Annotated in this window: 29 protein-coding genes and 1 tRNA gene; 15 read left to right on the top strand and 15 right to left on the bottom strand. The window is 39.5% G+C overall.

Annotation, left to right across the window (positions count from 1 at the left end):
* Positions 1 to 33 precede the first annotated feature (33 nt).
* The 4 genes from FUA25_RS08415 to FUA25_RS08405 all read left to right on the top strand — a co-directional run bounded on the left by FUA25_RS08415 (position 34) and on the right by FUA25_RS08405 (position 1525).
* A complete protein-coding gene (locus FUA25_RS08415) occupies positions 34 to 324 on the top strand; it encodes a hypothetical protein (protein ID WP_147756476.1) in 291 nt (96 codons plus the stop codon).
* An 80-nt stretch (positions 325 to 404) separates the two neighbouring features.
* On the top strand, positions 405 to 563 hold the full coding sequence (locus FUA25_RS13255) for a hypothetical protein (RefSeq protein WP_185146681.1): 159 nt from the start codon (positions 405 to 407) through the stop codon (positions 561 to 563).
* 3 nt (positions 564 to 566) lie between these two features.
* Complete coding sequence (locus FUA25_RS08410) at positions 567 to 749, top strand: hypothetical protein (RefSeq protein WP_147756475.1); 183 nt, start codon at positions 567 to 569, stop codon at positions 747 to 749.
* Between the two features lie 545 nt (positions 750 to 1294).
* Entirely contained in the window at positions 1295 to 1525 is a 231-nt protein-coding gene (locus FUA25_RS08405; RefSeq protein ID WP_147756474.1) for a hypothetical protein, read from the top strand.
* A gap of 159 nt (positions 1526 to 1684) precedes the next feature.
* On the opposite strand, the gene FUA25_RS08400 is transcribed toward FUA25_RS08405, so the two are convergent.
* From FUA25_RS08400 to FUA25_RS08385, 4 genes are all read right to left on the bottom strand, one after another.
* On the bottom strand, positions 1685 to 2578 hold the full coding sequence (locus FUA25_RS08400) for an Abi family protein (protein WP_147756473.1): 894 nt from the start codon (positions 2576 to 2578) through the stop codon (positions 1685 to 1687).
* 638 nt (positions 2579 to 3216) lie between these two features.
* Positions 3217 to 3290: transfer RNA gene (locus tag FUA25_RS08395), tRNA-Asn, on the bottom strand.
* 74 nt (positions 3291 to 3364) lie between these two features.
* Positions 3365 to 4702, bottom strand: coding sequence for an RIP metalloprotease RseP (gene rseP, locus FUA25_RS08390; protein ID WP_147756472.1), 1338 nt, complete (start codon positions 4700 to 4702; stop codon positions 3365 to 3367).
* 104 nt (positions 4703 to 4806) lie between these two features.
* A complete protein-coding gene (locus FUA25_RS08385) occupies positions 4807 to 5247 on the bottom strand; it encodes a DUF6646 family protein (protein WP_147756471.1) in 441 nt (146 codons plus the stop codon).
* 97 nt (positions 5248 to 5344) lie between these two features.
* Here FUA25_RS08385 and FUA25_RS08380 point away from each other — a divergent pair, with 97 nt between their 5' ends.
* Positions 5345 to 6109 carry an amidohydrolase gene (locus FUA25_RS08380; RefSeq protein WP_147756470.1) on the top strand — a complete coding sequence of 255 codons (765 nt, stop codon included), beginning with the start codon at positions 5345 to 5347 and terminating at the stop codon, positions 6107 to 6109.
* Positions 6110 to 6115: 6 nt separating this feature from the next.
* On the opposite strand, the gene FUA25_RS08375 is transcribed toward FUA25_RS08380, so the two are convergent.
* From FUA25_RS08375 to FUA25_RS08340, 8 genes are all read right to left on the bottom strand, one after another.
* A complete protein-coding gene (locus FUA25_RS08375; protein ID WP_147756469.1) occupies positions 6116 to 6415 on the bottom strand; it encodes a thioredoxin family protein in 300 nt (99 codons plus the stop codon).
* Between the two features lie 12 nt (positions 6416 to 6427).
* Positions 6428 to 6628 carry a hypothetical protein gene (locus FUA25_RS08370; protein ID WP_147756468.1) on the bottom strand — a complete coding sequence of 67 codons (201 nt, stop codon included), beginning with the start codon at positions 6626 to 6628 and terminating at the stop codon, positions 6428 to 6430.
* A 12-nt stretch (positions 6629 to 6640) separates the two neighbouring features.
* Positions 6641 to 6937: a hypothetical protein gene (locus FUA25_RS08365; RefSeq protein WP_147756467.1), complete on the bottom strand. Its 297-nt coding sequence runs from the start codon at positions 6935 to 6937 to the stop codon at positions 6641 to 6643.
* The gene (locus tag FUA25_RS08360; protein ID WP_147756466.1) at positions 6937 to 7305 is read right to left on the bottom strand and encodes a rhodanese-like domain-containing protein; all 369 of its coding nucleotides are present in this window, start codon (positions 7303 to 7305) and stop codon (positions 6937 to 6939) included. The genes FUA25_RS08365 and FUA25_RS08360 overlap by 1 nt, the downstream gene beginning before the upstream one ends.
* Positions 7302 to 8714 (bottom strand): MBL fold metallo-hydrolase, encoded by a 1413-nt coding sequence (locus FUA25_RS08355; protein ID WP_147756465.1) that lies wholly within the window; start codon positions 8712 to 8714, stop codon positions 7302 to 7304. Before FUA25_RS08355 ends, FUA25_RS08360 begins: the two co-directional genes overlap by 4 nt.
* A gap of 147 nt (positions 8715 to 8861) precedes the next feature.
* Complete coding sequence (locus FUA25_RS08350) at positions 8862 to 9467, bottom strand: hypothetical protein (RefSeq protein WP_147756464.1); 606 nt, start codon at positions 9465 to 9467, stop codon at positions 8862 to 8864.
* 47 nt (positions 9468 to 9514) lie between these two features.
* Positions 9515 to 9910: a hypothetical protein gene (locus FUA25_RS08345; RefSeq protein ID WP_147756463.1), complete on the bottom strand. Its 396-nt coding sequence runs from the start codon at positions 9908 to 9910 to the stop codon at positions 9515 to 9517.
* 1 nt (position 9911) lies between these two features.
* On the bottom strand, positions 9912 to 10370 hold the full coding sequence (locus FUA25_RS08340; RefSeq protein ID WP_147756462.1) for a hypothetical protein: 459 nt from the start codon (positions 10368 to 10370) through the stop codon (positions 9912 to 9914).
* A gap of 216 nt (positions 10371 to 10586) precedes the next feature.
* On the opposite strand from FUA25_RS08340, the gene FUA25_RS08335 reads away from it, so the two are divergent.
* From FUA25_RS08335 to FUA25_RS08290, 10 genes are all read left to right on the top strand, one after another.
* A complete protein-coding gene (locus tag FUA25_RS08335) occupies positions 10587 to 12113 on the top strand; it encodes a helicase HerA-like domain-containing protein (RefSeq protein ID WP_147756946.1) in 1527 nt (508 codons plus the stop codon).
* A gap of 40 nt (positions 12114 to 12153) precedes the next feature.
* Entirely contained in the window at positions 12154 to 13377 is a 1224-nt protein-coding gene (locus tag FUA25_RS08330; protein ID WP_147756461.1) for a PolC-type DNA polymerase III, read from the top strand.
* Positions 13378 to 13509: 132 nt separating this feature from the next.
* Positions 13510 to 14709, top strand: a complete 1200-nt coding sequence (gene lysA / locus FUA25_RS08325; protein ID WP_147756460.1) for a diaminopimelate decarboxylase — start codon at positions 13510 to 13512, stop codon at positions 14707 to 14709.
* An 11-nt stretch (positions 14710 to 14720) separates the two neighbouring features.
* The gene (locus tag FUA25_RS08320) at positions 14721 to 15134 is read left to right on the top strand and encodes an energy transducer TonB (RefSeq protein ID WP_147756459.1); all 414 of its coding nucleotides are present in this window, start codon (positions 14721 to 14723) and stop codon (positions 15132 to 15134) included.
* Positions 15135 to 15193: 59 nt separating this feature from the next.
* Positions 15194 to 15676 (top strand): hypothetical protein, encoded by a 483-nt coding sequence (locus FUA25_RS08315; RefSeq protein ID WP_147756458.1) that lies wholly within the window; start codon positions 15194 to 15196, stop codon positions 15674 to 15676.
* Between the two features lie 311 nt (positions 15677 to 15987).
* On the top strand, positions 15988 to 16434 hold the full coding sequence (locus FUA25_RS08310; protein WP_228411677.1) for an energy transducer TonB: 447 nt from the start codon (positions 15988 to 15990) through the stop codon (positions 16432 to 16434).
* A 112-nt stretch (positions 16435 to 16546) separates the two neighbouring features.
* A complete protein-coding gene (gene miaB, locus FUA25_RS08305; RefSeq protein ID WP_147756456.1) occupies positions 16547 to 17995 on the top strand; it encodes a tRNA (N6-isopentenyl adenosine(37)-C2)-methylthiotransferase MiaB in 1449 nt (482 codons plus the stop codon).
* A 64-nt stretch (positions 17996 to 18059) separates the two neighbouring features.
* Complete coding sequence (locus FUA25_RS08300; protein WP_147756455.1) at positions 18060 to 19337, top strand: sigma-54 interaction domain-containing protein; 1278 nt, start codon at positions 18060 to 18062, stop codon at positions 19335 to 19337.
* 1 nt (position 19338) lies between these two features.
* On the top strand, positions 19339 to 19875 hold the full coding sequence (locus FUA25_RS08295) for an LptE family protein (RefSeq protein ID WP_147756454.1): 537 nt from the start codon (positions 19339 to 19341) through the stop codon (positions 19873 to 19875).
* Position 19876: 1 nt separating this feature from the next.
* A complete protein-coding gene (locus FUA25_RS08290; protein WP_147756453.1) occupies positions 19877 to 21598 on the top strand; it encodes a hypothetical protein in 1722 nt (573 codons plus the stop codon).
* A gap of 34 nt (positions 21599 to 21632) precedes the next feature.
* Here the strand turns inward: FUA25_RS08290 and FUA25_RS08285 are convergent, their stop codons facing one another.
* The 3 genes from FUA25_RS08285 to FUA25_RS08275 all read right to left on the bottom strand — a co-directional run bounded on the left by FUA25_RS08285 (position 21633) and on the right by FUA25_RS08275 (position 23410).
* On the bottom strand, positions 21633 to 22247 hold the full coding sequence (locus FUA25_RS08285; RefSeq protein ID WP_147756452.1) for a DUF4126 domain-containing protein: 615 nt from the start codon (positions 22245 to 22247) through the stop codon (positions 21633 to 21635).
* Positions 22248 to 22308: 61 nt separating this feature from the next.
* Positions 22309 to 22689 carry a ribonuclease P protein component gene (gene rnpA / locus FUA25_RS08280; RefSeq protein WP_147756451.1) on the bottom strand — a complete coding sequence of 127 codons (381 nt, stop codon included), beginning with the start codon at positions 22687 to 22689 and terminating at the stop codon, positions 22309 to 22311.
* Entirely contained in the window at positions 22682 to 23410 is a 729-nt protein-coding gene (locus FUA25_RS08275) for a ThiF family adenylyltransferase (RefSeq protein ID WP_147756450.1), read from the bottom strand. Before FUA25_RS08275 ends, rnpA begins: the two co-directional genes overlap by 8 nt.
* Position 23411 lies beyond the last annotated feature (1 nt).

Genomic DNA, 23411 nt, shown 5'->3' with positions numbered 1-23411 from the left:
AGTCAACAAAATACCACCACAAAAATATTTAAAATGGAAAATACAGAATTTATATCTGATCATGAAATAATAGAGGCGATGGACCGCAGCAAATTAGAAAATTTAATAAAGACATTATCTGATTTCAGTTCTAACTTTCAAGACCTGGAAGGTAGTTCGATTGATCTCAGTTATTTTAATTGGTTCCGCGTTTACGTGAAGAGTAAGGACTTCAGAAAATTAAATGATCAGCAACAAAATAAAGTTTTTATGCAGTACGATAACCTCAGCTATGTATTCAGAGAGATAAACGAGTTTTTGCATATCAATAAACTGGGATTGTAAATCAAGGTTCTTGGAAATAATTAAGCCGCTAAATGAGAGCGGTTTTTTTTATTAACTTTACATTAATCAATATATTAGCCATGAATCCTGATTACATCATAGCAAAGGAATTTTTAGCGAGGCTGCCGGATCATCTTAAAGTTAAATTATGTAAAACAACGCTTGCAGGCGTGGAAGAAAAGAAACTGTCAAAAAAAGAAAAGATCCGGCAGGCCATCGCTTATATCAAAACCAAATAATTTATGAAAACTTCTTCTTTTAAAATATTGGATGCGATCCCGATTGAACACATCTACCGGTATCTGCACGAAAAGAACGCTTCCAAAGAGCAAAAGGGCGGTGAAGATGTGGGAGTCTCCGCTGCCCGCCGAAAGGCGAAGAAAGACGCATTAGGAGTCCTGGCACGGAAGATCGCACTGCGATAAGATTTTTCCTACTTATTTTCAGTAGTGGTAAAATCCCACTTCTAAAAAGAGTCGTTATCCGAGTCAAGTTTTACTCAAAAATGAGTAGATGAAATAAGGACGGTCACATAAAAACGACAATTCTCGCATTTACCGAAACTTAGCAAGTTTTTGACAATCATATCAAAAAGTCTATTATACCAATTGTAGAAAGTTTTCCCCTGATCTATATGTGGTTTAAAACAGCTTGCAATTTCGTAAACCTGCAGATTTGCACTTTTATAATATCGGAATTCAGATTAAGCCGAGAGTATTTCATATCTTTTTGAAAAACGGACAATTTTCATACACCAATTTTGGGGTATGTGGGTCATTTTTTGGGAAAATAGTAGTATTACCAAGATGTTTATTTTTCTCTTGCTATTTAAAAATTAGTCTTATCCGACGCTCGTAACGTCCAGCACAACGCAAGCGGTAGCATTGTCAATTACAAAAAGGCAATGAAAAATTGCAAAAATGATTTGATTTCATTATATTAGAGATTAACGAAATAAAATAATATAGAAATGAATCACGAAGAATTTTTTACATCAATCGAGGAAGATCCTTTATTAATGTATTTATATAATAATAGGTCTACACCTTCCAAAGAAATTTTGTTGGATTATTCCGAGCTTATGGCCAAATTCCCGGCGGACCGAAATATTATCAATCTTTCAGTAGATGTATTAGTCGAGTGCGGTGTGGCTATAAAGGAGCAGCAGCATAAATGTGGATTTTACCTTTTTGAACAATAAAATGATCACTACAAATATTTAGGCATGCACAAATAAAAAACCTCAGAAAAACTGAGGTTAAAATCATTTTTTTATAGTGCAGCACTAAAGCATAAATGAATAGTGGGACACTTTTGTTCTGCAAAGGTAGAAATTATTTCTACACGAAAAAACTTTTTTTTAAGTTTTACTATAAATAAAATTTATTTTCTTTTCTATGATGTCATTTATTGTTGAGTCTTTTTTACTATAAAGTAATAATAAATTTTCCAAAGAATCAATAAGTTCTGATGATCTATTAGGAGATATTTGACTAAGAATAAAGATGATAACCTTCATGCAAGAATCAAGGCAATGTCGGTCATTATTATTGAAATTATAGTCCGGTAAAATAGGTATCCCATATGTATTTCTAAGGTCGAACATTACTCCGCTGTGGGCACAATAGTTTCGTACAAATACTATAGTTTCCAAAATCTTGATAAATTTCGTAGTATCATTAACATTGTATAATTTTGAAATTCTTTCCTGAATTTCTTTATCTAAAAGACATTTGTAAATTTTTAAATTAGTGCCGAATGTAAAATATTCTAAGGTTTTCCAAGCTGGTGCGTATTTATCATTTATGTTCCGTTTGTGGTGCAATTTTAAAACTTTTGTTTTTTTAAAGTCATCACTGTAGTAACTGTCGAAATTTGCAATAAAATCCCTTGACATAACTTTTGGATCTACAAACCATGTGGGGCTACTTCGAAATTTATTTGAGACATAATAAACTAATTTCGTCCTAAAGTTCACCTCAATTCTATTTATAAACCTTATGAGCAGATGTCTAAGATCTACATCCAAATAGTATAACTCGAGTATTGTTGAGAATTTTGTCCCATCTCGGAAATTATGGATTCTTTCTTTGGCTGAGGTGTCAACTTCGAAGGGATGCCAATAAAAGCCTAATCTGTAGTATCCAATATCTAATAAAACTTCCTTTATTTTTTCATTTGGCATATCTAAGTTCATTCCCCTTTCCTCCAGGCGTTTAATTTGATCCTCAATTGTAGTTGCTACTTTACCCATTGGTTTACTAGTTTTTACAAACATATTGATATTTATTGAAATAAAGCTAAGTGGAATTATCGAAGTTCAATCAAGACACAATAATATCTCATTATATCGCGGGTCTGATTAAGGAATGGTAAGCCATTCGTTTGCCGTTCACACTTAGGGTGAGGGTTGCACAAATTGTACAGCGGTATTTCAACCTGAGCTAATTCTAAATATCACCAATGGTGATATTATAAAAGCGGAAATTTCCGCTTTTATGGTATCGAAGAACACTAATCTAAAAAGTTTACTTAAAAATGAGTACAATCATACACCATCAACTTTCCAAAAAGGATGAAGTAAGAAAACATTTAAACCTAATAGGTAGATTTTTTTACGAAGGGTAACGCGCTGACAATCAAAGATTACATCCTTTATAGAAGTCTTTTGTTAATAATAGTGGTGAAAGTGGTGAAAATGGTGACATTTTAAAAAAGATTAAAAAAAAACAAAAACATATATCAACTCTAAAGCATTGAAAACCAATTAATTACACAATTAGCTGTTCCTCAATCGATTACATGTTCGATAACAATATTTGTGTTAATTTTTGTATTAATGCGTAAAAGAAAAAAGCACCTACATTTACTGTAAGTGCTTGATTAACATTGCTCCTCTTCTTGGGCTCGAACCAAGGACCCTCTGATTAACAGTCAGATGCTCTAACCAACTGAGCTAAAGAGGAGTGTTGTCTTTCGCTTTAAGCGTCTGCAAATATAAAAACTTTTTTACTCCCGCCAAAGTATTTTCTGAAAATTTTTAAAATTTTCCTGTTACCCATTTTAAAATATCATTTCCGAAGATCAGAACCATCAGTCCAAGCAGGAAAACAACGCCAATCATCTGAGCGTTTTCCAGGACTTTCTGTGGAACCGGCTTGCCGGTAATCATTTCCCATAATGTAAACACGACATGTCCGCCATCTAATCCCGGAATCGGAATCAGGTTAAGGAAAGCCAGCCATACCGAAAACATGGCCGTGAAGCTCCAGAAACGCTCCCAATCAATGGTTGTCGGCATTTGTTTGATGATGGCGATCGGGCCCCCCACTTTTTTATAACCTTTCGTCGTAGTGTTGAAGACGATTTTAAACTGTTTAATCTGCATCGTCAACACATCAACGGTTCTGGTCAAACCTCTTGGAATTGCTTCTAATACGGTATAATTTTTTGTAACCTCTGATTTGTCGAATTCATTTAGCGCTACCTTTTGGTCCGGTGAGAAACCGATTTTTCCCGCAGCGTCAGCTTTCAAGACTATTTGCCGGGGAACATTATTTCGCAAGATGTCAAGTGTGATATTCTTATTTTTGTATTGAGGCAGTTGTGCAGTAAGTTCATCAAAGTAGCGGATAGGTTTGCCGTTGATTCCAACAATTTTATCGCCTCTTAAAATTCCGGCAGCCTTTGCTGTACCTGTCGGAACAAGGCTGTCGATAACTGTTGGGTAACGGTGAGAGAAATACAGTTTCGCCTCGTTCTCTGCCAATACATCGGCAACACCGTTTTCGTTGATCGGGAAGGTGACTTCTTTTCCGTTTCTTTCAACAGTTACCTCATCGGCAAAAAGCATGTTGATGGTGGAAGTTTCCATTCTTTCGGCCGGTTTTCCGTCAATACGGAGGATTTTATCGCCCGTTTGGAGACCCATTTTCCGTCCGGCATCACTTACTGAAATTCCGTCTGTGAATTTTGTATTATCGTGGAAAGTTTCGCCTTTAAAATAACTTAAAGAGGAATAGATGATCCACGCCAGAAAAAAGTTTACAGTAACACCGCCCATCATGATGATGAGTCGCTGCCACGCCGGTTTGCTGCGGAATTCCCAAGGCTCTGCCGGTTTTTTAAGCTGTTCGGTGTCCATGCTTTCGTCCACCATTCCGGCGATTTTTACATAGCCGCCAAAAGGAAGCCAGCCGATTCCGTATTCGGTACCACCGATTTTCTTCTTAGCGATCGAAAACCACGGATCGAAAAAGAGATAGAATTTTTCAACCCTGGTCTTGAAATATTTGGCCGGTATAAAATGTCCTAATTCATGCAGAACCACCAAAATTGATATGCTGAGGATGAATTGAAATAATTGAATGAATGTCATTTATTCTGTTTAAAATTAAAGATTTGCGAAGATACGAATTATCAAAAGCATGCCAAATAAAAAAGGTCCTCAATTCGAGAACCTTCTGTCTGATTTTAAATCCTTTAAAAATTAAAAGAAACGCCTAAACTGCCGTTGTTGCCGACTTCTGCAAAAGCACCCCATTTTTCGGTAAAAAAGTACCGGGCTCCGATGTGCACGCCGATTCCGAAATCCCTGCCGAGAACGCCCAGATCAACTCCGGGATAAACATCCCACTTTTCCGGGAGCTGCAGTGCATCCTGAAGGTGAAAATTAACCCTTCCAAAGGCAAAAATATTATTGTCGATATCATTATTGCGGTACCCGTCGAAATAAATGTTAAGACCTGCACCGACTGATACCAGATTCGAGAGTCCGTAATCATAAGTGCCGGTAAGCCCGGTTCCGTAACCCCACGCATTTAAACCTGCCTGAACTTTCTGGTCGCCTTTTCCGGTCCAAGCCTGTGCTGAAAGCATGCTGCCGGCAAATAAAATAGAGAAAGCGAAAAATAGTTTCTTCATTTTTTTAATTTTTAATAATCAATAGATGTGTAACAAACTTAGTAACGTACATTTTCCGTAATTTCGTATGATCAAAGCCCACCAATCTTCAATTTTTATGAAAAATTTACGAGTTTCAGGACTTAATCTTGACATTAGCTGGAAAAACAGAGAAAAGAATTTCGAAAAAATCAGTTCTGAGTTTGCAGTTGTTGAAACCGATTTATTCATCCTCCCCGAAATGTTTTCGACCGGTTTCTGCATGGATGCTGAGGAAATTGCGGACCGGAATAAAGAAACCCTTTTGTGGATGAAGGATTTTTCAAAAAAAAGGAACACAGCTGTTTGCGGAAGTGTTTCAGTCTCTGAAAACGGAAAATTTTTCAACCGTTTTTATTTTGTTGAACCTGATGGGAAATATCATCAATACGACAAAAGACATCTTTTTTCCTATTCCGGTGAAGACAGGATTTATTCTAAAGGAAATGAAAGGGTAATTGTTGAATTTGAGGGCTGGAGAATTCTGCTTCAGGTATGTTATGATCTCAGATTCCCTGTTTTTTCCAGAAGTGAAGATGATTATGACGCCATTATTTATGTAGCCAACTGGCCCGAAACGCGTGTTGACGCGTGGACTTCGCTTCTGAAGGCGCGCGCTATTGAAAACCAGTGTTATGTTTTTGGATTAAACAGGATTGGAACCGATGGAAACGGACTCCGTTATGCGGAAAGTTCCTGTTGTTTTTTTGCTGACGGGACTAAAGTCTCAGAAAAAGAGAATAATATTATCACGGCAGAATTCAACGTCCAGAGACTGACGAACTTCCGCGAAAAATTCCGTTTTTTGGATGACCGGGATAAGTTTCATTTAATTATGGAGTGAAAAAACTTAAGCAAAACTTTTAAGCAGGCCGGTCAGCGTGTGTACATCGTGAACGCCGGTTTCTTTCCAGAGCAGTTCACCGTTTTTGAAAACCGCCAAAGTGGGAACACCGCGGACACCGTATTCCGAAGCGATTGCGGGAAACTGATCTACATCAATCTTGACAATTCTTGCCAAATCTCCTATGTTTTCCTTCACCGTTGTAAGTACAGACGACTGCACTTTGCACGGGCCGCACCAAGTTGCAAAAAAATCCACCAAAACCGGCCGTTCAGACTGGATCAATTCCTGAAATTTCTGTGACATATTTTTAAAATTTTAATTCTGAGATTTGTCTTTATTTAGTGGAATCGCATCGTTTTGTGAAGAACCTACAATGTTAAATATGGCTCTGAAAATAAAAAACAACCCAAAAAAGTACATCCACCAAACTTGTTTGTCCGCAATAAAAATAAATAAAATCCCGACCGTGAGGTTGATGACCGCATTATACATCCAATTGTTAAGCAGGTTTTTCATCAGTATGTTTATTTATAACTCCTGCGTTATCAGAAAAAGGTTCTGTTCCAGAACTCCAAATACTTCATGAACTTCGCCAACCGGAATTTGGAAAACATCCAATTCCCGCAAAACCATTTCGCGGTCCGCAAATACAAAATTGATTTCACCTTTCAGAACAATCAACGTCGTAGGTACGGGAGTGACATGCTTTTTCAGGACCGCGCCGATGCCGAGGGCAACTGCAAAAGAGTTGATCCTGTCACTTTTTTTAACAGCAATCACATTCGCTTTATGGGTAGAGAACTCGAGATGATCAAGAATGTTCATTATTTTTCGTTTTTAATGGCTTTAATATTGTCGAGTGTTTTTCCGTCGTGAACATTTTCCACTCCGTTTTTTCTGAGAAATTCAACGGCCTGTTTCGCCTGAATTCCTTTGTTGCAGAAAACCACTACTTCCTTTTGGCTCTTTAAAAAATCCAGATGTGAGGCCAGATCAGCCAACGGAATATTGACGGCATTCGGAATGCTGTTTTCATTAAACTGTTCCGGAATACGCACATCAATCAAGGTGGCGCTGTTATTTTTGACCATTTCTTTTATTTCAGCACGGCTGTCTTCTACAGCCGGAGCCGACGCTGTACAGGAAACCGCGACTGAAAAAACAAGAAGCATGATGGAACTGTTTATTTTCATGATTTTAAGGTCTTGCTTTGACACAGAAAATTACTTCTGGGAACTCCGGTTTCTTTTATTTTGTTGAAACCACCTTCAATTTCGGTAAAGTTTCTGATGCCGCGGGAATTCAGAATACTTGCGGCAATCATGCTTCGGTAGCCTCCAGCACAGTGAATAAAGAAATGTTCTTCATTATCCAGGGAATTTACCCATTCGTTAATGTCTGCAAGCGGTCGCTGATAAGCTTCATTTACATGTTCCGACGCATATTCACTCTCTTTTCTTACATCAACTACTTTTGTGTTTTCCTTAAATTTTTGTGCGAATTCTTCGGCTGAAATTCTTTCAATGCGGTCGATTTCTTTGCCGGAATCTTTCCAGGAATCAAAACTTCCTTCGAGATATCCCAAAACATGGTCGAAACCCACTCTTGAAAGGCGGGTAATGACTTCTTCCTCTGTTCCCGGATCGGAAACGAGCAGAATCGGCTGTTTCACGTCCACAATCATGGCACCTACCCACGGCGCAAAATCGCCTTTTAAACCTATATTGATGGAATTCGGGATAAAACCTTTGTGAAAATCAGCTGCGCTTCTGGTATCTAAAATCAGCGCACCGGTTTCTTCGGCTAGAACTTCGAAATCTTCAACAGAAACAGGTTTATTGCCTTTTTCAAGCACATTTTCAAAATTTTCGTAACCGCTTTTGTTGAGTGCAACATTCATCCCAAAATACTTCGGTGGTTGGGAAAGACCGTCTAAAACTTCCCTTACAAAAGATGCTTTATCGGGTTGATTTAGCGCATAATTTGTTCTTTTCTGATTTCCGAGCGTATCCACGGTTTCTTTCTGCATGTTTTTTCCACACGCAGAGCCGGCGCCGTGTGCTGGATATACAATAATGTCATCGGCGAGCGGCATAATTTTGCTCTGTAAACTTTCATATAAAATTCCGGCGAGTTCCTCTTGGGTCATGTGTGCTGATTTCTGAGCCAGATCGGGCCTGCCGACATCGCCGAGGAATAAGGTGTCACCAGAAAAAATCGCGGTTTCTTTGCCGTCTTCATCAATCAGAAGAAAAGTGGAACTTTCCATCGTGTGACCTGGGGTGTGAAGAACTTTAATCTTTATTTTTCCTATTTCAAAAATCTGGCCGTCTTCTGCAATAACCGCTTCAAAATCCGGTTCTGCAGTAGGTCCGTAAACAATTGCAGCATCGGTGTTTTTAGAAAGGTCCAGATGACCGGATACAAAATCTGCATGAAAATGGGTCTCGAAAATATATTTGAGTTTTACATGGTCTTTTTCAAGGCGTGAGATATAAGGCTTTGTCTCACGCAGGGGATCGATAATGGCCGCTTCATCTTCCGACACGATGTAATAAGCGCCCTGAGCAAGGCAACCGGTATATATTTGTTCTATTTTCATTTCAAAAAATTTAGATTAACCCTGCAAATTTCGACAATTAAAAGTTCAAATTTTCACCGGAAGCGTTAAAAACAATTGATTTTACGAATGTTTTATATCAGTTTTATCTTTTGTTCTTTTGTTCACGGAAATTTCTTTTTACTGATCTTAAAAATATATACGATACATCACTTCATCTATCTCCTTGGGAATATTATTTTGTTTTAAAAACCCGTCATACTGTTGCCTTCTTACTATATCTTCCGGAAAATCAACTACTCCACCAGTTTGAGACCAGATAAAATCTTTTAAATATCCATTGTCGATTATTTTTAAAAGATTTTCGAAATATGTTGTCGTTTCCGGACTTCCAGCGAGTTTATCTTTATTTTCTTTATAAAACTTTATTTTCTCAGCAACGGAAAACTCATGAGATGCCATCTCGAAATCGCTTAACCCTGTTGAAAGTTCAGGTACCGGTTTATTCTTGTTTAGCCATTCTATTTTTGCGTACGCTTCTGCGATTGTGGCTTTCAGCATCAGACTGTCACTTTGGGCAGTTTTAGAAATAATGATGTTTGGCCCTGTTTCACCGGTTATCTTATGATCTTCTGCAATTTTAACAGGATTGAAGGAAGCTAAAAATAATTTTTCAAGTTGAAGAAGACGTGCTTCATCCTGATTCTCACTTGTAATTCTGATTTTAATATTCCATTTGCCACAGTCGTAAAGAGAAAAAAGCGACTTGTTAAACTGTTCTTTCTGGCCTTTCATAAAATCTGGAACGATCAGATTATAATCGAATACTGCTTTAATGCCATTTAAAAAACGGTTTCGGATTTTATTTTAACAAACTCTGGTTTCAGCGCCTCCTCATTTGTAGCGTTTCTGTTTACAACAGTGTTAAACGCCAAGAACTGGTCCCGTAAATTATCATTTGAAATTTCTGCAGGATAAATGTAAAGACTTACTGTGGTGAGCTTTTTATCAATTTTCAATTTATAAGTACTGCCTATATTGGTGTGCTTCTGGTCATATCCAACTATACGGCTTCTCTTAAATCCATGCAGGATTTTGGGGAAAATGACTTTAGTTTTCGAGTGGATATAATCGGCGTTGGACTTAATTTCTACAGCTTCGAACTTTTCCTGCGCACGGTAAAACACCGAACACATGAGTAGAACACCCATTAAAAAGTGACCGCTGATTATTTTCATATTACTGAATATTTATTATTTTGAAAGAGTTCTCACCGATTTTTACCTGATCTCCGGCTTTTTTTCCTTTGATTTCTTTAAATACCGGAGCGTCTTCTGAAAAGGAAATCACTTCCTTATCCTGTACTTTAAAGGCGGGAACCGAGATGCCGATATAAAGGTAGTTTTTATCGGTTTCCACCAAGCTTCCGTTTTCAATTTCGGTGTGCGACATTTCTTTTTCACTGTCCAGAAAGTTTAAATTCTTCGTGGCTTCACTCAGCATTTTTTCAAAGCGGAGCTGCATGTCCTTGGCTTCGGTTTGACGTGCATAATCGTCAGGATCCGAGGTGTCATCCTCATCAAGATCCGATGCTGATTTATAACGGTTTACCGACTCCTGAAGGCTGTTAATTATTTTTTTCTGTTCTTCAATAATTCTTTCGAAGATTTCTTTTCTGTCCATTTTTGTGCTTTTCATTATGAACAAATTTACTAAAAAATTGGCAGTGAACCACCGCATTTAAAGATGAATTAAAGAAAAGTATCATATGACGAGAGATAATACTTTTGAGTCGCCACAAATTAAAAATTTAAGTATGAATTGAGATAGTATTGTTCGGATGCCGTATATCACTCAAAAAAAACACAAATCATGCAATATTTTTTATCTTTACCTTTCAAATCACCCTTCACAATGGCAGATAAAGCGAAATTTATTCAGGAAACTTCCTCAAAATACATCCCAAAAGGAGAGTTTATTACTTTGGGTAAAGCAATGTTAGACGGCGAGGTGATTACTGAGGTTGACATCACGATTCCGCTCAAAACCATTAACCGACACGGCCTCATTGCCGGTGCAACCGGAACCGGAAAGACCAAAACGCTGCAGGTTTTTGCAGAACAGCTTTCGCATGCAGGAATTCCGTCTTTGGTTTTGGATGTTAAAGGAGATTTTTCCGGAATTGCCGAACCAGGCGGTGAAAATCCGGTGATTTCTGAAAGGTATGCGAAAACCAAATTTCCGTATGTGCCCCAGGCTTTCCCGGTTGAACTTCTCACGATTTCTGGAGAAAAAGGTGTACAATTAAGAGCAACGGTTACTGAATTCGGCCCGGTTCTCCTTTCAAAAATTCTCGAACTTAATGATATCCAGCAAAGCATCATTTCCATTATTTTTAAATATTGCGATGACAAAGGTTTGCCGCTTATTGATCTGGAAGATCTCAAAAAAGTCCTGAAATATGTAACCGATAATTCTCAGGGAAAAGCGGATTTGTCAAATAATTACGGCTCCATTTCGCCGGCTTCGCTGGGAGCCATTCTCCGGTCTATCGTAGCTTTAGAACAGCAGGGAGCGGCGCAGTTTTTTGGAGAACCGAGTTTTGATGTCGGAGATCTGCTTCATCAGCGTGACGGTAAAGGAGTGGTGAATATTCTAAGGGTTGGGAACATTCAAAGTAAGCCACAGCTTTTTTCCACTTTCATGCTTTCGCTGTTTGCTGAAATTTACATGACTTTCCCCGAGGAAGGTGATTCAGGGAAGCCCAAACTGGTGCTTTTTATTGATGAAGCACATCTGATTTTCAATGAAGCTTCAAAAGCATTGCTGAACCAGATTGAAACGATGGTAAAACTGATCCGGTCAAAAGGTGTCGGGATTTATTTTATTACTCAGGTTCCGGGCGATATTCCGGAAAATGTGCTGTCACAGTTAGGACTGAAAATTCAGCATGCACTCCGCGGATTTACGGCAAATGACCGGAAAGAAATTACGAAAGCCGTGGAAAATTATCCGATCACAGAATATTATAACGCCGATGAACTCATTCAGAATCTCGGTATCGGTGAAGCATTTATCACAGCGTTGGATGAAAAAGGAATTCCTACCCCTTTGGTCCATACTTATCTGAAATCACCTGAATCAAGAATGGATGTTCTGAGTGAAACGGAAGTGGGGGAATTAACCGGACGCTCTGCTTTGGTAGAAAAATATCAAAAGATGATGAATAAGGATTCTGCGTATGAAATGCTAACTTCAAGAATGGAACAGGCGGCACAGGATTTGCCCGCCAACAAAAACTCAAAACCTGTAAAAGAAGAACCCGGAATGTTTGAAACAGTCATGCAATCCAGAGCGGGAAGAACTTTTGCGACCACTTTGGCCAGAGAAAGTGCTAAATTTGTTCTGGGAATGTTGGGATTGGGTGGAAGAAGAAAATAAAATGCGGTTGGCTTTTGGGCAATTGCCATAATGATAAGAAATGTATTCAGTAATCGATATAGAAAGTAACGGAGCAGGTTTCAGGAAGGAAAGCATCATTGAAATTGCAGTGTATAAATATGACGGCCATCAAATTGTTGACCAGTTTATTTCGTTGGTAAATCCGGAAAGCGACATCACGCCTTTCGTACAGAGACTCACCAAAATTTCGCCCAAAATGGTGAGAACAGCCCCAAGATTCCATGAAATTGCAAAAAGAGTCATCGAAATCACTCAAAATACCACTTTAGTTGGCCATAATATTGAGTTTGACTACCGCATGCTCCGCCAGGAATTTAAAAGACTTGGCTATGATTTCAAAATTAATACGGTCGATACCATTCCGCTGGCTCAGAAACTCATTCCGGAAGCAGAAAGCTATTCTTTGGGAAAACTGGTGAAATCTTTGGGAATTCCTTTGGTAGACGCACACCGCGCGTCGGGAGATGCACGCGCTACTTTGGACCTTTTTAAACTGCTGATGATTAAAGACAAAGACTCCGAAATCCTTCAGCAGCACCACGAAGAAATTAACGCCAAAACCTACCTGAACAAAGTCCGCGATTTAACCCAGGATTTACCGGTGGAGCGTGGAATTATCTATTTCCAGAATGCAGAAGGAAAAATTATTTTTTCAGATTTTGTTGATGATTTAAACAGGTTTTCTAAAACGGTATTCAATTCAAAATCAAAAAAAAACAGGCAGATTCAGGAGGAAGTGGAACAGATCAATTATGAGCTGGCCGGCAACGATACTCTCGCCAAGTTGATCATGAAAACCAAAGGTTACCACAAAAGGGAAAACCTTCAGTTCGGTCTTTATCATAACAAAGAGAAATATCTGGTTGATAAAGTCGTGAATAACAAAGACGAAAAACCTTTGTTGAGGTTTAAATCTTTTACTCAGGGTTTAAAAGCAGTAAACTTCATCGGAACTCAGCAGCACTTTGCTGATCTGGGAAATCTTATACAGCAGATCAGCCTTGAAAATCGCAATGAAATGTGGCTGTCAGAAGGACGTACACTTGGTGAAAAATCTTTTCTGATCATTAAAAAAGGAAAACTCACCGCGTATGGATTTTATGAGCTGCACACTCAAATTCAGACCTGGAAAAAAATAATAAAACTGAAAATCGATCTCAAAAATCCGACTCCGGACATTGAGAATGATCTGAAACTCGGCCTTTTGCGCGGAGATTTTGAAATCCAGAGCATTCCAGAATAGGGTTTCGGGAAAATTTATACTTTTGCATGCTGTTTTATTGATACGACAGTATAACCCGAACCTGAAATGTGGTCAATTCCCCTGTTCACTTCTCTCATTTCTGTTCCATTTAACCTTTAAATTGCCTTCAACATGACCAATAAAGATTTACTAAAAATTGCCGACCAGTTCGGGACACCCGTCTATATTTATGATGCTGAATCTATTAAACTTCAGTACGAGAAACTCACTTCTTCCTTTGCAAAACATACGCGGTTTTTTTATGCTGCAAAAGCGCTTACAAACATCAACATTCTTAAATATGTGAAGGGTTTGGGCGCAAGTCTCGACTGTGTTTCCATCAATGAAGTGAAACTCGGGCTGAAAGCAGGTTTTACGCATGATAAAATTCTTTTTACACCAAACTGTGTTGATCTGGCTGAAATTGAGGAGGCGATGGCGCTTAAAGTTCACATCAATATAGACAATATTTCCATCCTGGAGCAGTTCGGTAACAAATACAGTGGTTCTTATCCGATTTTTGTAAGAATTAATCCGCACATTTATGCAGGCGGCAACCATAAAATTTCGACGGGTCATATCGATTCAAAATTCGGGATTTCAATTCATCAGCTCCGTCATATCGAACGCGTGATGAAATCAACAGGTCTTCTGGTGGAAGGACTTCACATGCACACGGGAAGCGAAATTAAAGATCCGGATGTTTTTTTGCAGGGTATGGAAATTATGTTTGAACTGGCGGAACATTTCCCGGATCTGAAATATCTGGATATGGGAAGCGGATTTAAAATACCGTATCAGGACGGCGACATCGAAACCGATGTGAAAACTTTAGGAAAAAAAGTGGAAAAAGCGCTTTCCGAATATCAGAAAGAAACCGGAAAAAAGTTTCAGCTCTGGTTCGAACCCGGGAAATTTCTGGTTGGCAAAAGCGGGCATTTCCTCGTAAAATCAAATGTCATCAAACAGACGACGGCTACGGTTTTTGTGGGCATCAACTCCGGTTTTAACCATCTGATCCGTCCTATGTTTTATGATTCTTACCACACCATCGAAAACCTTTCGAATCCGAAAGGTGCTGAAAGAATCTATACGGTGGTCGGAAATATCTGCGAAACGGATACTTTTGCGTGGGACAGAAAGCTAAATGAAGTTCGTGAAGGCGATGTTTTAGTCTTCAGAAATGCCGGAGCGTACGGATTCGAGATGAGTTCCAACTTTAATTCACGCCTGAAACCGGCTGAAGTTCTTTTTCTGGACGGAAAAGCACATCTGATCCGGAAGCGCGATGAATTCGAGGATCTTCTTCGAAACCAGATTGAAGTCATTTAAAATAACCGATAATGAAAAAACTTTTTATTTTGCTGTTTTTTTCCGCTGCTCTGGCGTTTGGTCAGACTGCGTCGGCCGGCAAACAGTCCGGAACTGGCTACACGGAAAAGGCAGAATTTCCCGGTGGGGATGAAGCCTTCAAAGCCGAATTTCATAAGATGGTGAATGGGTATATTGACATGAAGCAGTATGCGGCGAACGGCCTTTTTCATTTTATTTTCGACATTGACGTGAACGGAAAAATCAAAAACCTGCAGATTTTGCCCAAAGTACAGAACAGTGAAATGTTTATTGAGGACATGATGTTTGCCGTGAAAAGAATAAAAAAGAAGTGGAAGCCCGCCTCAAGAAACGGGCAACCGGTTGAATCAAAATATGTGTTGAACGTTACTTTTACTTCGGATCATTTTGATCACGGTGATTAAACGCTTCCTCTGTTATTTGGTAATCAAAAAAAATGCTAATTTTAATCAAAATTCAAAACATGAAAAATATATTTCTACTTCTGATTTTTGCTTTTGGTTTTACTTCCGCCCAAAACCTTATTGAGGACAGTGAAATTTCAGAAAATGTTAAAGAGTTCGGCAGGATTTCGGTGTCTTTTGATTTAAACAATGCCGCTGAGTTTTACCGGCTGAAATGTGAAAATCCCATTTATGCCCAGTTTTCGGGTGGCGAAAATGTCTTCAAAGAATCCCTTTTCAAAAACATGAAGAGTTATCTTGACAGCGGCGTGTATTCGGTTAACGGAATTTTTGAACTGATTATGTTCGTTGACAAGGAAGGAAAGCTTCAGAATTTTATTCTCAAACCAGAGGTTCCGAACAGCAACTTGCTTTACCGTGATCTGGAACTGGTGATGAAGAAAATTTATCCGACCTGGATTCCGGCGAGCTGCAGTGGCGTTCCTGTAGATTCTAAAATCCGCCAGAAAATAAATTTCCGTACCGATAATTTTGATATTTAACACCCTCAAGTCCAAAATAAGTCTATTCTAAAAGAGAGATGAAAAAATACCTGCTGTTATTTTGTTTGATTTCTGCGTTTTTCAATGCACAAAAAGCATATGGTGAACCTTTTTTCCCGAGGGATCAGCACTGCTATATTGGTGGCTTTCCGGAATTTTACAAAGACTTTCATAAAATTCTTCTCGAAAAAAAAATTAAACCATGTGAGGACAAAAAGGAATTTTATGTTGCTTTCGTATTGATAAAACCCGATAATTCAGCTGAAATGATAGAGAACTTTTCTTCACAGGATAACAAATGTTCTTACGAGATGACAAAAGAAGTGATAAAAGATATGGATAAATGGATTCCTGCGAAAATTGATGGAAAACCAACCGCCTCCATTGCACGAATATTACTTTATCCCGATGACCTATTTGAAAATTACAAAAAGGATTATGTGCTTACAGATTACATGAAACCTTCTACATTTGATATTGAAAATTTTCGTAAGGAAGTTGTAAAAAAGATTGATTTTTCTGATTTTGGATTTAAAGGCAAAGGCACATTAAAAATTCAGACGACGTTTTATATTAACCAGTTAGGGGAATTGGAAAATCTGGAAATGGTGGAGAGTTCGGGACTGAAAGAATTTGATGAAATGATTTTAGGTGCAATAAAACGGACAATCAAAAAAACTAAGGTGGAACCTGCCAGAATTCACGACTATCCTATCAGGGCAAAATTTAGATTTCCAATTGCCATACCAATACCCTAAGACTCTCTTCCGTTGCCTGCCATTCTGTCATAAAAATTCTTATCTTTGCACTTTAAAAATTGCGGTGATTTTATTAAATTATTTCGCTTAATCACCCATAAAAACTTACAGCGTGCAGGACAAATATATAGACGAGACCAAACAGGGTGAAGCCTTTGCCATCGCAGAGAAACCCGCCAATTCCAAAAAACTTTTTCTGGAAAGCTACGGCTGCCAGATGAATTTCTCCGATTCCGAAATCGTGGCGTCCATCCTTAACGAACAGGGCTACAACACGACGTTAAAGCCGGAAGAAGCAGATCTTATTCTTTTAAATACCTGCTCAATCCGCGAAAAAGCAGAACAGACTGTAAGGATGAGGCTTTCCCAATTTAAAAATCTGAAAAAAGAAAGACCCAACCTTACTGTTGGAGTACTCGGATGCATGGCCGAACGACTCAAAACAAAATTTCTTGAAGAAGAACAGCTTGTGGATCTCGTGGTTGGTCCAGATGCGTACAGAGATTTGCCGAATTTATTAAAAGAAACCGACGACGGAAGAGATGCCATCAACGTTATTCTTTCGAAGGAAGAAACTTATGCTGACATCAATCCTGTCCGTTTGGGCGGAAACGGCGTTACTGCTTTTGTAACGATCACGCGTGGCTGCGACAATATGTGCACATTCTGCGTGGTTCCTTTTACGCGCGGCCGGGAGCGAAGCCGCGATCCACATTCGATTATTGAAGAATGTAAAGGATTGTGGAACAGTGGTTACAAAGAAATTACACTTCTCGGACAGAACGTAGATTCGTATCTATGGTACGGTGGCGGTGCGAAAAAAGATTTTAAAAACGCCACGGAAATGCAGAAACTTACCGCAGTGAGTTTTGCAAAACTCCTTGAAATGGTTGCTGTTGCGGTTCCAGAGATGCGCATCCGTTTTTCAACATCGAATCCGCATGATATGACGACAGAGGTGTTTAAAGTAATGGCAGAACACGCCAATATCTGCAAATACATTCACCTTCCTGTGCAAAGCGGAAGCAATACGATGCTCGAAAAAATGAACAGACAACATACGCGCGAGGAATACCTCAGTTTGATCAGTAAAGCCAAAGAACTGGTTCCTGATATTTCATTTTCCCAGGATATGATCATCGGATTTTGTGGCGAAACCGAAGAAGATCATCAGCTCACCTTATCTTTAATGAGAGAAGTGGAATATGATTACGGTTATATGTTTGCCTATTCTGAAAGACCCGGAACTCCGGCCCATAAAAAAATGGAAGATGATATTCCGGCCGATGTGAAACAGAGAAGATTAGCCGAAGTAATCGCGCTGCAGGGCGAACTTTCCCGGAAAAGAATGGAGGGTTATGTAGGCAGAAGCCACGAAATCCTTATTGAAGGCACTTCCAGAAAAAATGAAAACCAGTGGAAAGGCAGGAATTCCCAGAACGCCGTCTGTGTTTTTGATAAACAGGTAGGCCAGAAATTAGGCGACATGGTGTCAGTTTTTGTGTACGGAAATACCCAGGGCACACTTTTGGGGACGCAAGCTACTTCAGCCGTGGTTTAAATATTCTGCTTTAAAGGAAATTGAACCTCTTAAACGTCTTCGGAATCATAGAAAATTTAGAAAAATGACAGATTTACAATCCATTAAAACCCGTTTCGGCATCATCGGAAATTTCCCGGCACTTAACCGCGCCCTTGAAAAAGCCAATCAGGTGGCTCCAACCGATATTTCTGTTTTAGTAATGGGGGAATCGGGTGTTGGAAAAGAATTTATTCCGAAAATCATCCATTCCGAATCGCGCAGAAAACACCAGCCGTATATTGTCGTAAACTGTGGTGCAATTCCTGAAGGAACCATTGATTCTGAACTTTTCGGACACGAAAAAGGAGCATTTACAGGGGCAACTTCTACCAGAAAAGGATATTTTGAAGTGGCAGATGGCGGAACCATTTTTCTGGATGAGGTGGGCGAACTGCCTTTGCAGACTCAGGTCAGACTGCTCCGCGTTCTGGAAAGCGGCGAATTTATGAAAGTGGGATCTTCCCAGATTCAGAAAACCAATGTGAGAATTGTCGCGGCCACCAACGTGAATATGCTGAAGGCGATTGATGACAGCCGCTTCCGTGAGGATTTATATTACCGGTTGAATACGGTACAGATTGATATGCCGCCTTTGCGCGAAAGAAAAGGAGATATTCACTTGCTTTTCCGGAAATTTGCCATTGATTTTGCCGAAAAATACAGGATGCCGGAACTGGTTTTAACTGAAGATGCTGTAACATATCTTGAAAATTACCCATTTCCCGGAAATATCCGTCAGTTGCGAAACCTCGTGGAACAGATGACGGTGGTTGAACAAAACAGAACCGTAAATTCTGTAAAACTTAGTGAATATATTCCGATGCAGGCTCAGCTTCCTGCTGTTATTCAAAGGGGAAATGCAGTCTCTTCAAATGAATTTCATTCGGAAAGGGAAATCATGTACAAGATCCTTTTCGACATGCGCAATGACCTTAATGATTTAAAATCCCTAACTTCCGAACTTATTAAAAACCGCGGCAACGGGGACTTGAGCAATCAGGAAAAAAACCTTATCAACAGGGTCTTCACGCCCGAAACGCAGTCCCAGAATCCGAATTCGCTGCTGTATTTTGAAAACAACAAACCTCAGGTGCACAATCCGGCTATTTTTTCCGATACCAATGAGGAATATGATGATGTGGAAGACATTGAAATGGAGGAGGCAAAGCCCGACTCACTTTCGCTTCAGAATAATGAAAGGGAACTTATTGTGAAGGCACTCGAAAAACATAAAGGACGCAGAAACAAAGCAGCCGACGAACTCGGAATTTCACAGCGGACCCTTTACCGAAAAATCAAACAGTATAATCTTGACGATTAATATGAATTTTAACATCAGAAAATTTACAGCTTTCACGGGATTCTTATTCCTTTTTACCATTCTTTTCCAGTCGTGTTACAGTTTCACGGGTTCATCACTCAGTCCGGAAACCAAAACCATTCAGATCAGCGATTTTCCCAATAATGCAGCTCTGGTAAACCCGAGTCTGGCGCAGCAGTTTTCAACCGATATCCAAAACCGTTTTCTGCAACGAACCACCTTAAAGGGAACCAAGGAAAATCCGGATATCTTAATTGAAGGGGAAATTTCCGATTATATCATTTCGCCGACTACTATTTCAAGTCCCGTAGATTCTCCGGGCGGGAATATTCAGGCGGCCCAGAACAAACTTACCATAACCGTGAAAGTGCATTACGAAAATAAAATTGAGCCGGAAAAAAGTTTCGACCGGACTTATTCTGATGAAGCGGTGTTCAGCAGCGATCTCGACATCAATCAGATAGAAGTTTCACAGGTTAAATTAGTGAATGAAAGAATCATCAACAAAATTTTTAACGATATTGTAGCCAATTGGTAACATGATAAATACCAGAATTTTAGAAGTAATCAGAAATCCCGAAAACCTCCGTTCCGAAGATATAAACACCTTCGAACAGGAAATCGGTAAGTTTCCATATATCCAGAATATCAGGGCCCTGCATTTATTCGCAACCCGGAAATTCAGTCCTGAAAATTATCAGGCAGAACTTTCCAGGACAGCGGCTTACACCACCGATAAAAAAATACTGTATCAGTTCATCACGAAAAACTTCCAGGAGAAAAACATTCCGGAAGAAAGCGTTATTCAAAAATCCGAAGCAAAGACATCGGGAATTATAGAAGAGCAAAGCGAAGAGCAGCCGAAAACAGTTTACGAAGAGATTAAAGCTGTACCCGTTATTGCGCCGGAACCTGTATTTGTTAAAGGCGCCCTGAACCGGATTTTATTTGAAGGGGAAGAAGATTTTATGGAAAGGGAGAATGAAGTAATTGATATCGAATCCACAAAAGAATCCGGACAGATTGTTACACAAAATCCAACTGCAGCGAAGATTCCGGAAGCGGAAAAACCTTTTGTTGAAGAAGTCTCGCAGGAAATCAAAAGCGAACCTCTTCAGGTGCAGCCTGATCAGAGTTCAGAAGTGGTAAAGCCTGAAACTTTTTCAACTGAAACGGTTATTCATCCGGGTACAATTTCTGCTGTCGTAGGAACGGTTGAGAATGCTGCTGAACTGAGTTTTCATGGTCTCGACGAATTTCTGCCGGAAATTAAAATTTCTGCCGGTTCAAATTCGGAGACGTATAAAATTCCGAAACCTCAAACGGATAAAAATGATGAGGAAATGAAGCGCCTGATTGCAGAGGTGGAAGCAAAAGTCCAGCGCACTAAAAAAGAACCGGCTAAGAAAGAAGAAGAACCTGTTCAGAATACCGATGTGAATTTCTCCGACATCCAAAGTTTCGAAATTACGACTCCAAAGGCGGCGGTATCTGAAAGTGAAGGGAAAGACAGCCTAAAAGTTCCTGAAAAACCGGAAAATTCTGATGAAAATAACCTCATTAAAACAGAAAAACCTGCTGAAACCAATATTAATACTGTTGATTCTGAAAAACCAGTCTGGAAACCGATGCAATTTTCCAATAACATTCCGGATTCATTAATCAGTAAAGCTCAGGTTTCAGAAGACAAACCTGTCGAAAAACCGGTCATTTCCGCACCAATTAACACTAAATCGGAGCCACAAATCGCTCCTCCAGCGGAAGCCAAATCCGATGAAAGACCTGTTTTCAATGTATCTTTTTTCACGCAGAACGTCTCGGCAATTGATTCAAAAAAAGAAGATAACGAGGATAAGAAGGAAGCAAAAGCAGTTTCAGAACCTGCTGCACTTCCTGATAGCAATGTTCCCACTTTCATCAATACCTGGCAAAACTGGCTGAAAATCGACAGGAATTCTTCAAAAAATGAAGAAAAGGGGGAGGTTTCAAGAGAAGAGATCAAAACTAAAGTGATCGAAAACTTTATTGAGAAAGAACCGAGAATCTCTCAGCTGAAAGAAGAATCTACTTTTGTGGTTAAGGAAAAAGGAGATGATATTTCCCATCTCATGACTGAAACGCTGGCGAAAATTTATACAGACCAGAAACTCTTTTCGAAAGCCATCAAAGCATACGGAATCTTATCTGAAAAACATCCGGAAAAGAAAGTGATTTTCGATACCCGGATTCAGGAAATCAAAGAATTGAGAAAAAATCAATAAAAAAACGCTCAGCAATGGGCGTTTTTTTTATCTACTATGTTGGATTCGGAGCATTATCCTTACCAGTACGGCGCAGACGTCGCCAAATTTTTTTGCCTAAAACAAATACAGTAATCAGCAGAAGTAACGTTGCAACAAATGCGATCACCGGTGCTGCCAATGCTAAAAACGACATGATTCCGGCTCCCGCGGTCTCTGTTGTCGCCACCACCGAATTCCCCAAACCTCCTGTGGTAGCGGTCGACGCAGCGCGCGTTCCTGCGAACCCCGAACTGATGACCGCTGCGGTACCACCACCAGCAATCAAAGCCAAAGCCCATTGCGGAAAAGTTCCGATATCCGCAAACTGACTCGCAAACATCACCGAACCTGCAATGGTCGCCAACGGAACCGACATCGTATCTAAAAGATGATCTACAAATGGAATGTAATATGCCAGAATTTCCACGACCGTCGCAATTCCTGTCGTGATCAGTATAGGAAGTCCTGCCAACCAGTCAAAATTTTCATGCATCGGGATCCAGCCCATAAATGAAGCCAGACTCACGGCGAACATGGGAAGAAAAACCCTGAAGCCGGTTGCTGCGGCCAAACCAATGCCGATGAAAGCGCTGATTGCGTAAGGTAAATAGGGAATATTTTCCAGCATTTGCGTAAATTTAATGGTTAAGTCTAACCAAATTTACAAAAAGCAGGTGAGTCTCTGGAAATTATTTTTTTGATTTACAGAGGTTTACAAAATTATCTTCAAGAGATTTTAGATCGGATGGCTTTTCGCCGGAAACCCAGAAAAGCATGGAAACAGAATGAAGACCAAAATGTTCCAGAAACAGATCTTTGTTATGGCGGTAAACTTCGCGCAACAGTCTTTTGATGCGGTTCCGGTCAGTGGCTCTTTTGAAATATTTTTTTGAAACCGATACTCCAAATTTTTGATTGGCAATTTCAAAATCTTCCTGCGGATTTTTGTCCAGATCAATCGAAATGATCCTCAGATTTTCAAGGGAAAGCCACTTTCCTTTCGCAAAAAGCAAATCGATTTCCCTTTTTTGTTTCAGTTTTTCTGCTTTGGGAAATTTAAAATCAGTCATGCTTTTTAATTAGATGATTAATGACTTCCGCAGCTGCATAAAGTCCGAAAATGGCAGGCATAAAGCTCACGGTACCGTAAAAAGAACGTTTATAATTGGTTCCGTCGGTCATTTTCAGGCTTTCCTCATCCTGAATTTCATTTGAAAAAACGCAGCGTATTCCCTTATTGATATTGTCTTTTTTCAATCGTTTCCGGACATTTTTTGCCAGATAACAATTGTATGTTTTGCTGATGTCACGAACCATGACCTTTGCCGGATCCATTTTCCCACCCGCTCCCATACAGCTTACGATTTTGATTTTTTTACGCTTTGCGGTCTTGATGAGTGTGATTTTCGGCGTCACACTGTCGATACAGTCTAATATATAATCGAATTTCTGGGAATCAATGATTTCTTCCATGCGTTCCGGATTCAGGAATTCATTGATTTTTGTTAAACTTAACCGGGGATTGATGTCAAGAATCCTTTCGGCAACAATTTCAACTTTTGCCTTTCCAACCGTTGAATGAAGAGCGGGAAGCTGACGGTTAATATTCGTAATATCGACGGTATCTCCATCCACAATCGTCATAAATCCGACTCCCGCTCTTGCCAGAAATTCTGCCGCGAAAGACCCAACTCCGCCTAAACCGATGACAAGCAGGTTAGCATTCTGAAGTTTCTCAAGACCTTTTTCTTTAATGAGGAGTTCGGTTCGTTCGAGCCAGATGTTTTGCATT

Origin of the sequence: Chryseobacterium sp., from assembly GCF_008014695.1 — a bacterium.
GTDB lineage: Bacteria > Bacteroidota > Bacteroidia > Flavobacteriales > Weeksellaceae > Kaistella.
The sequence above is the reverse complement of the archived record's forward strand: the minus strand, read 5'-3'. Positions and strand labels throughout refer to the sequence as shown.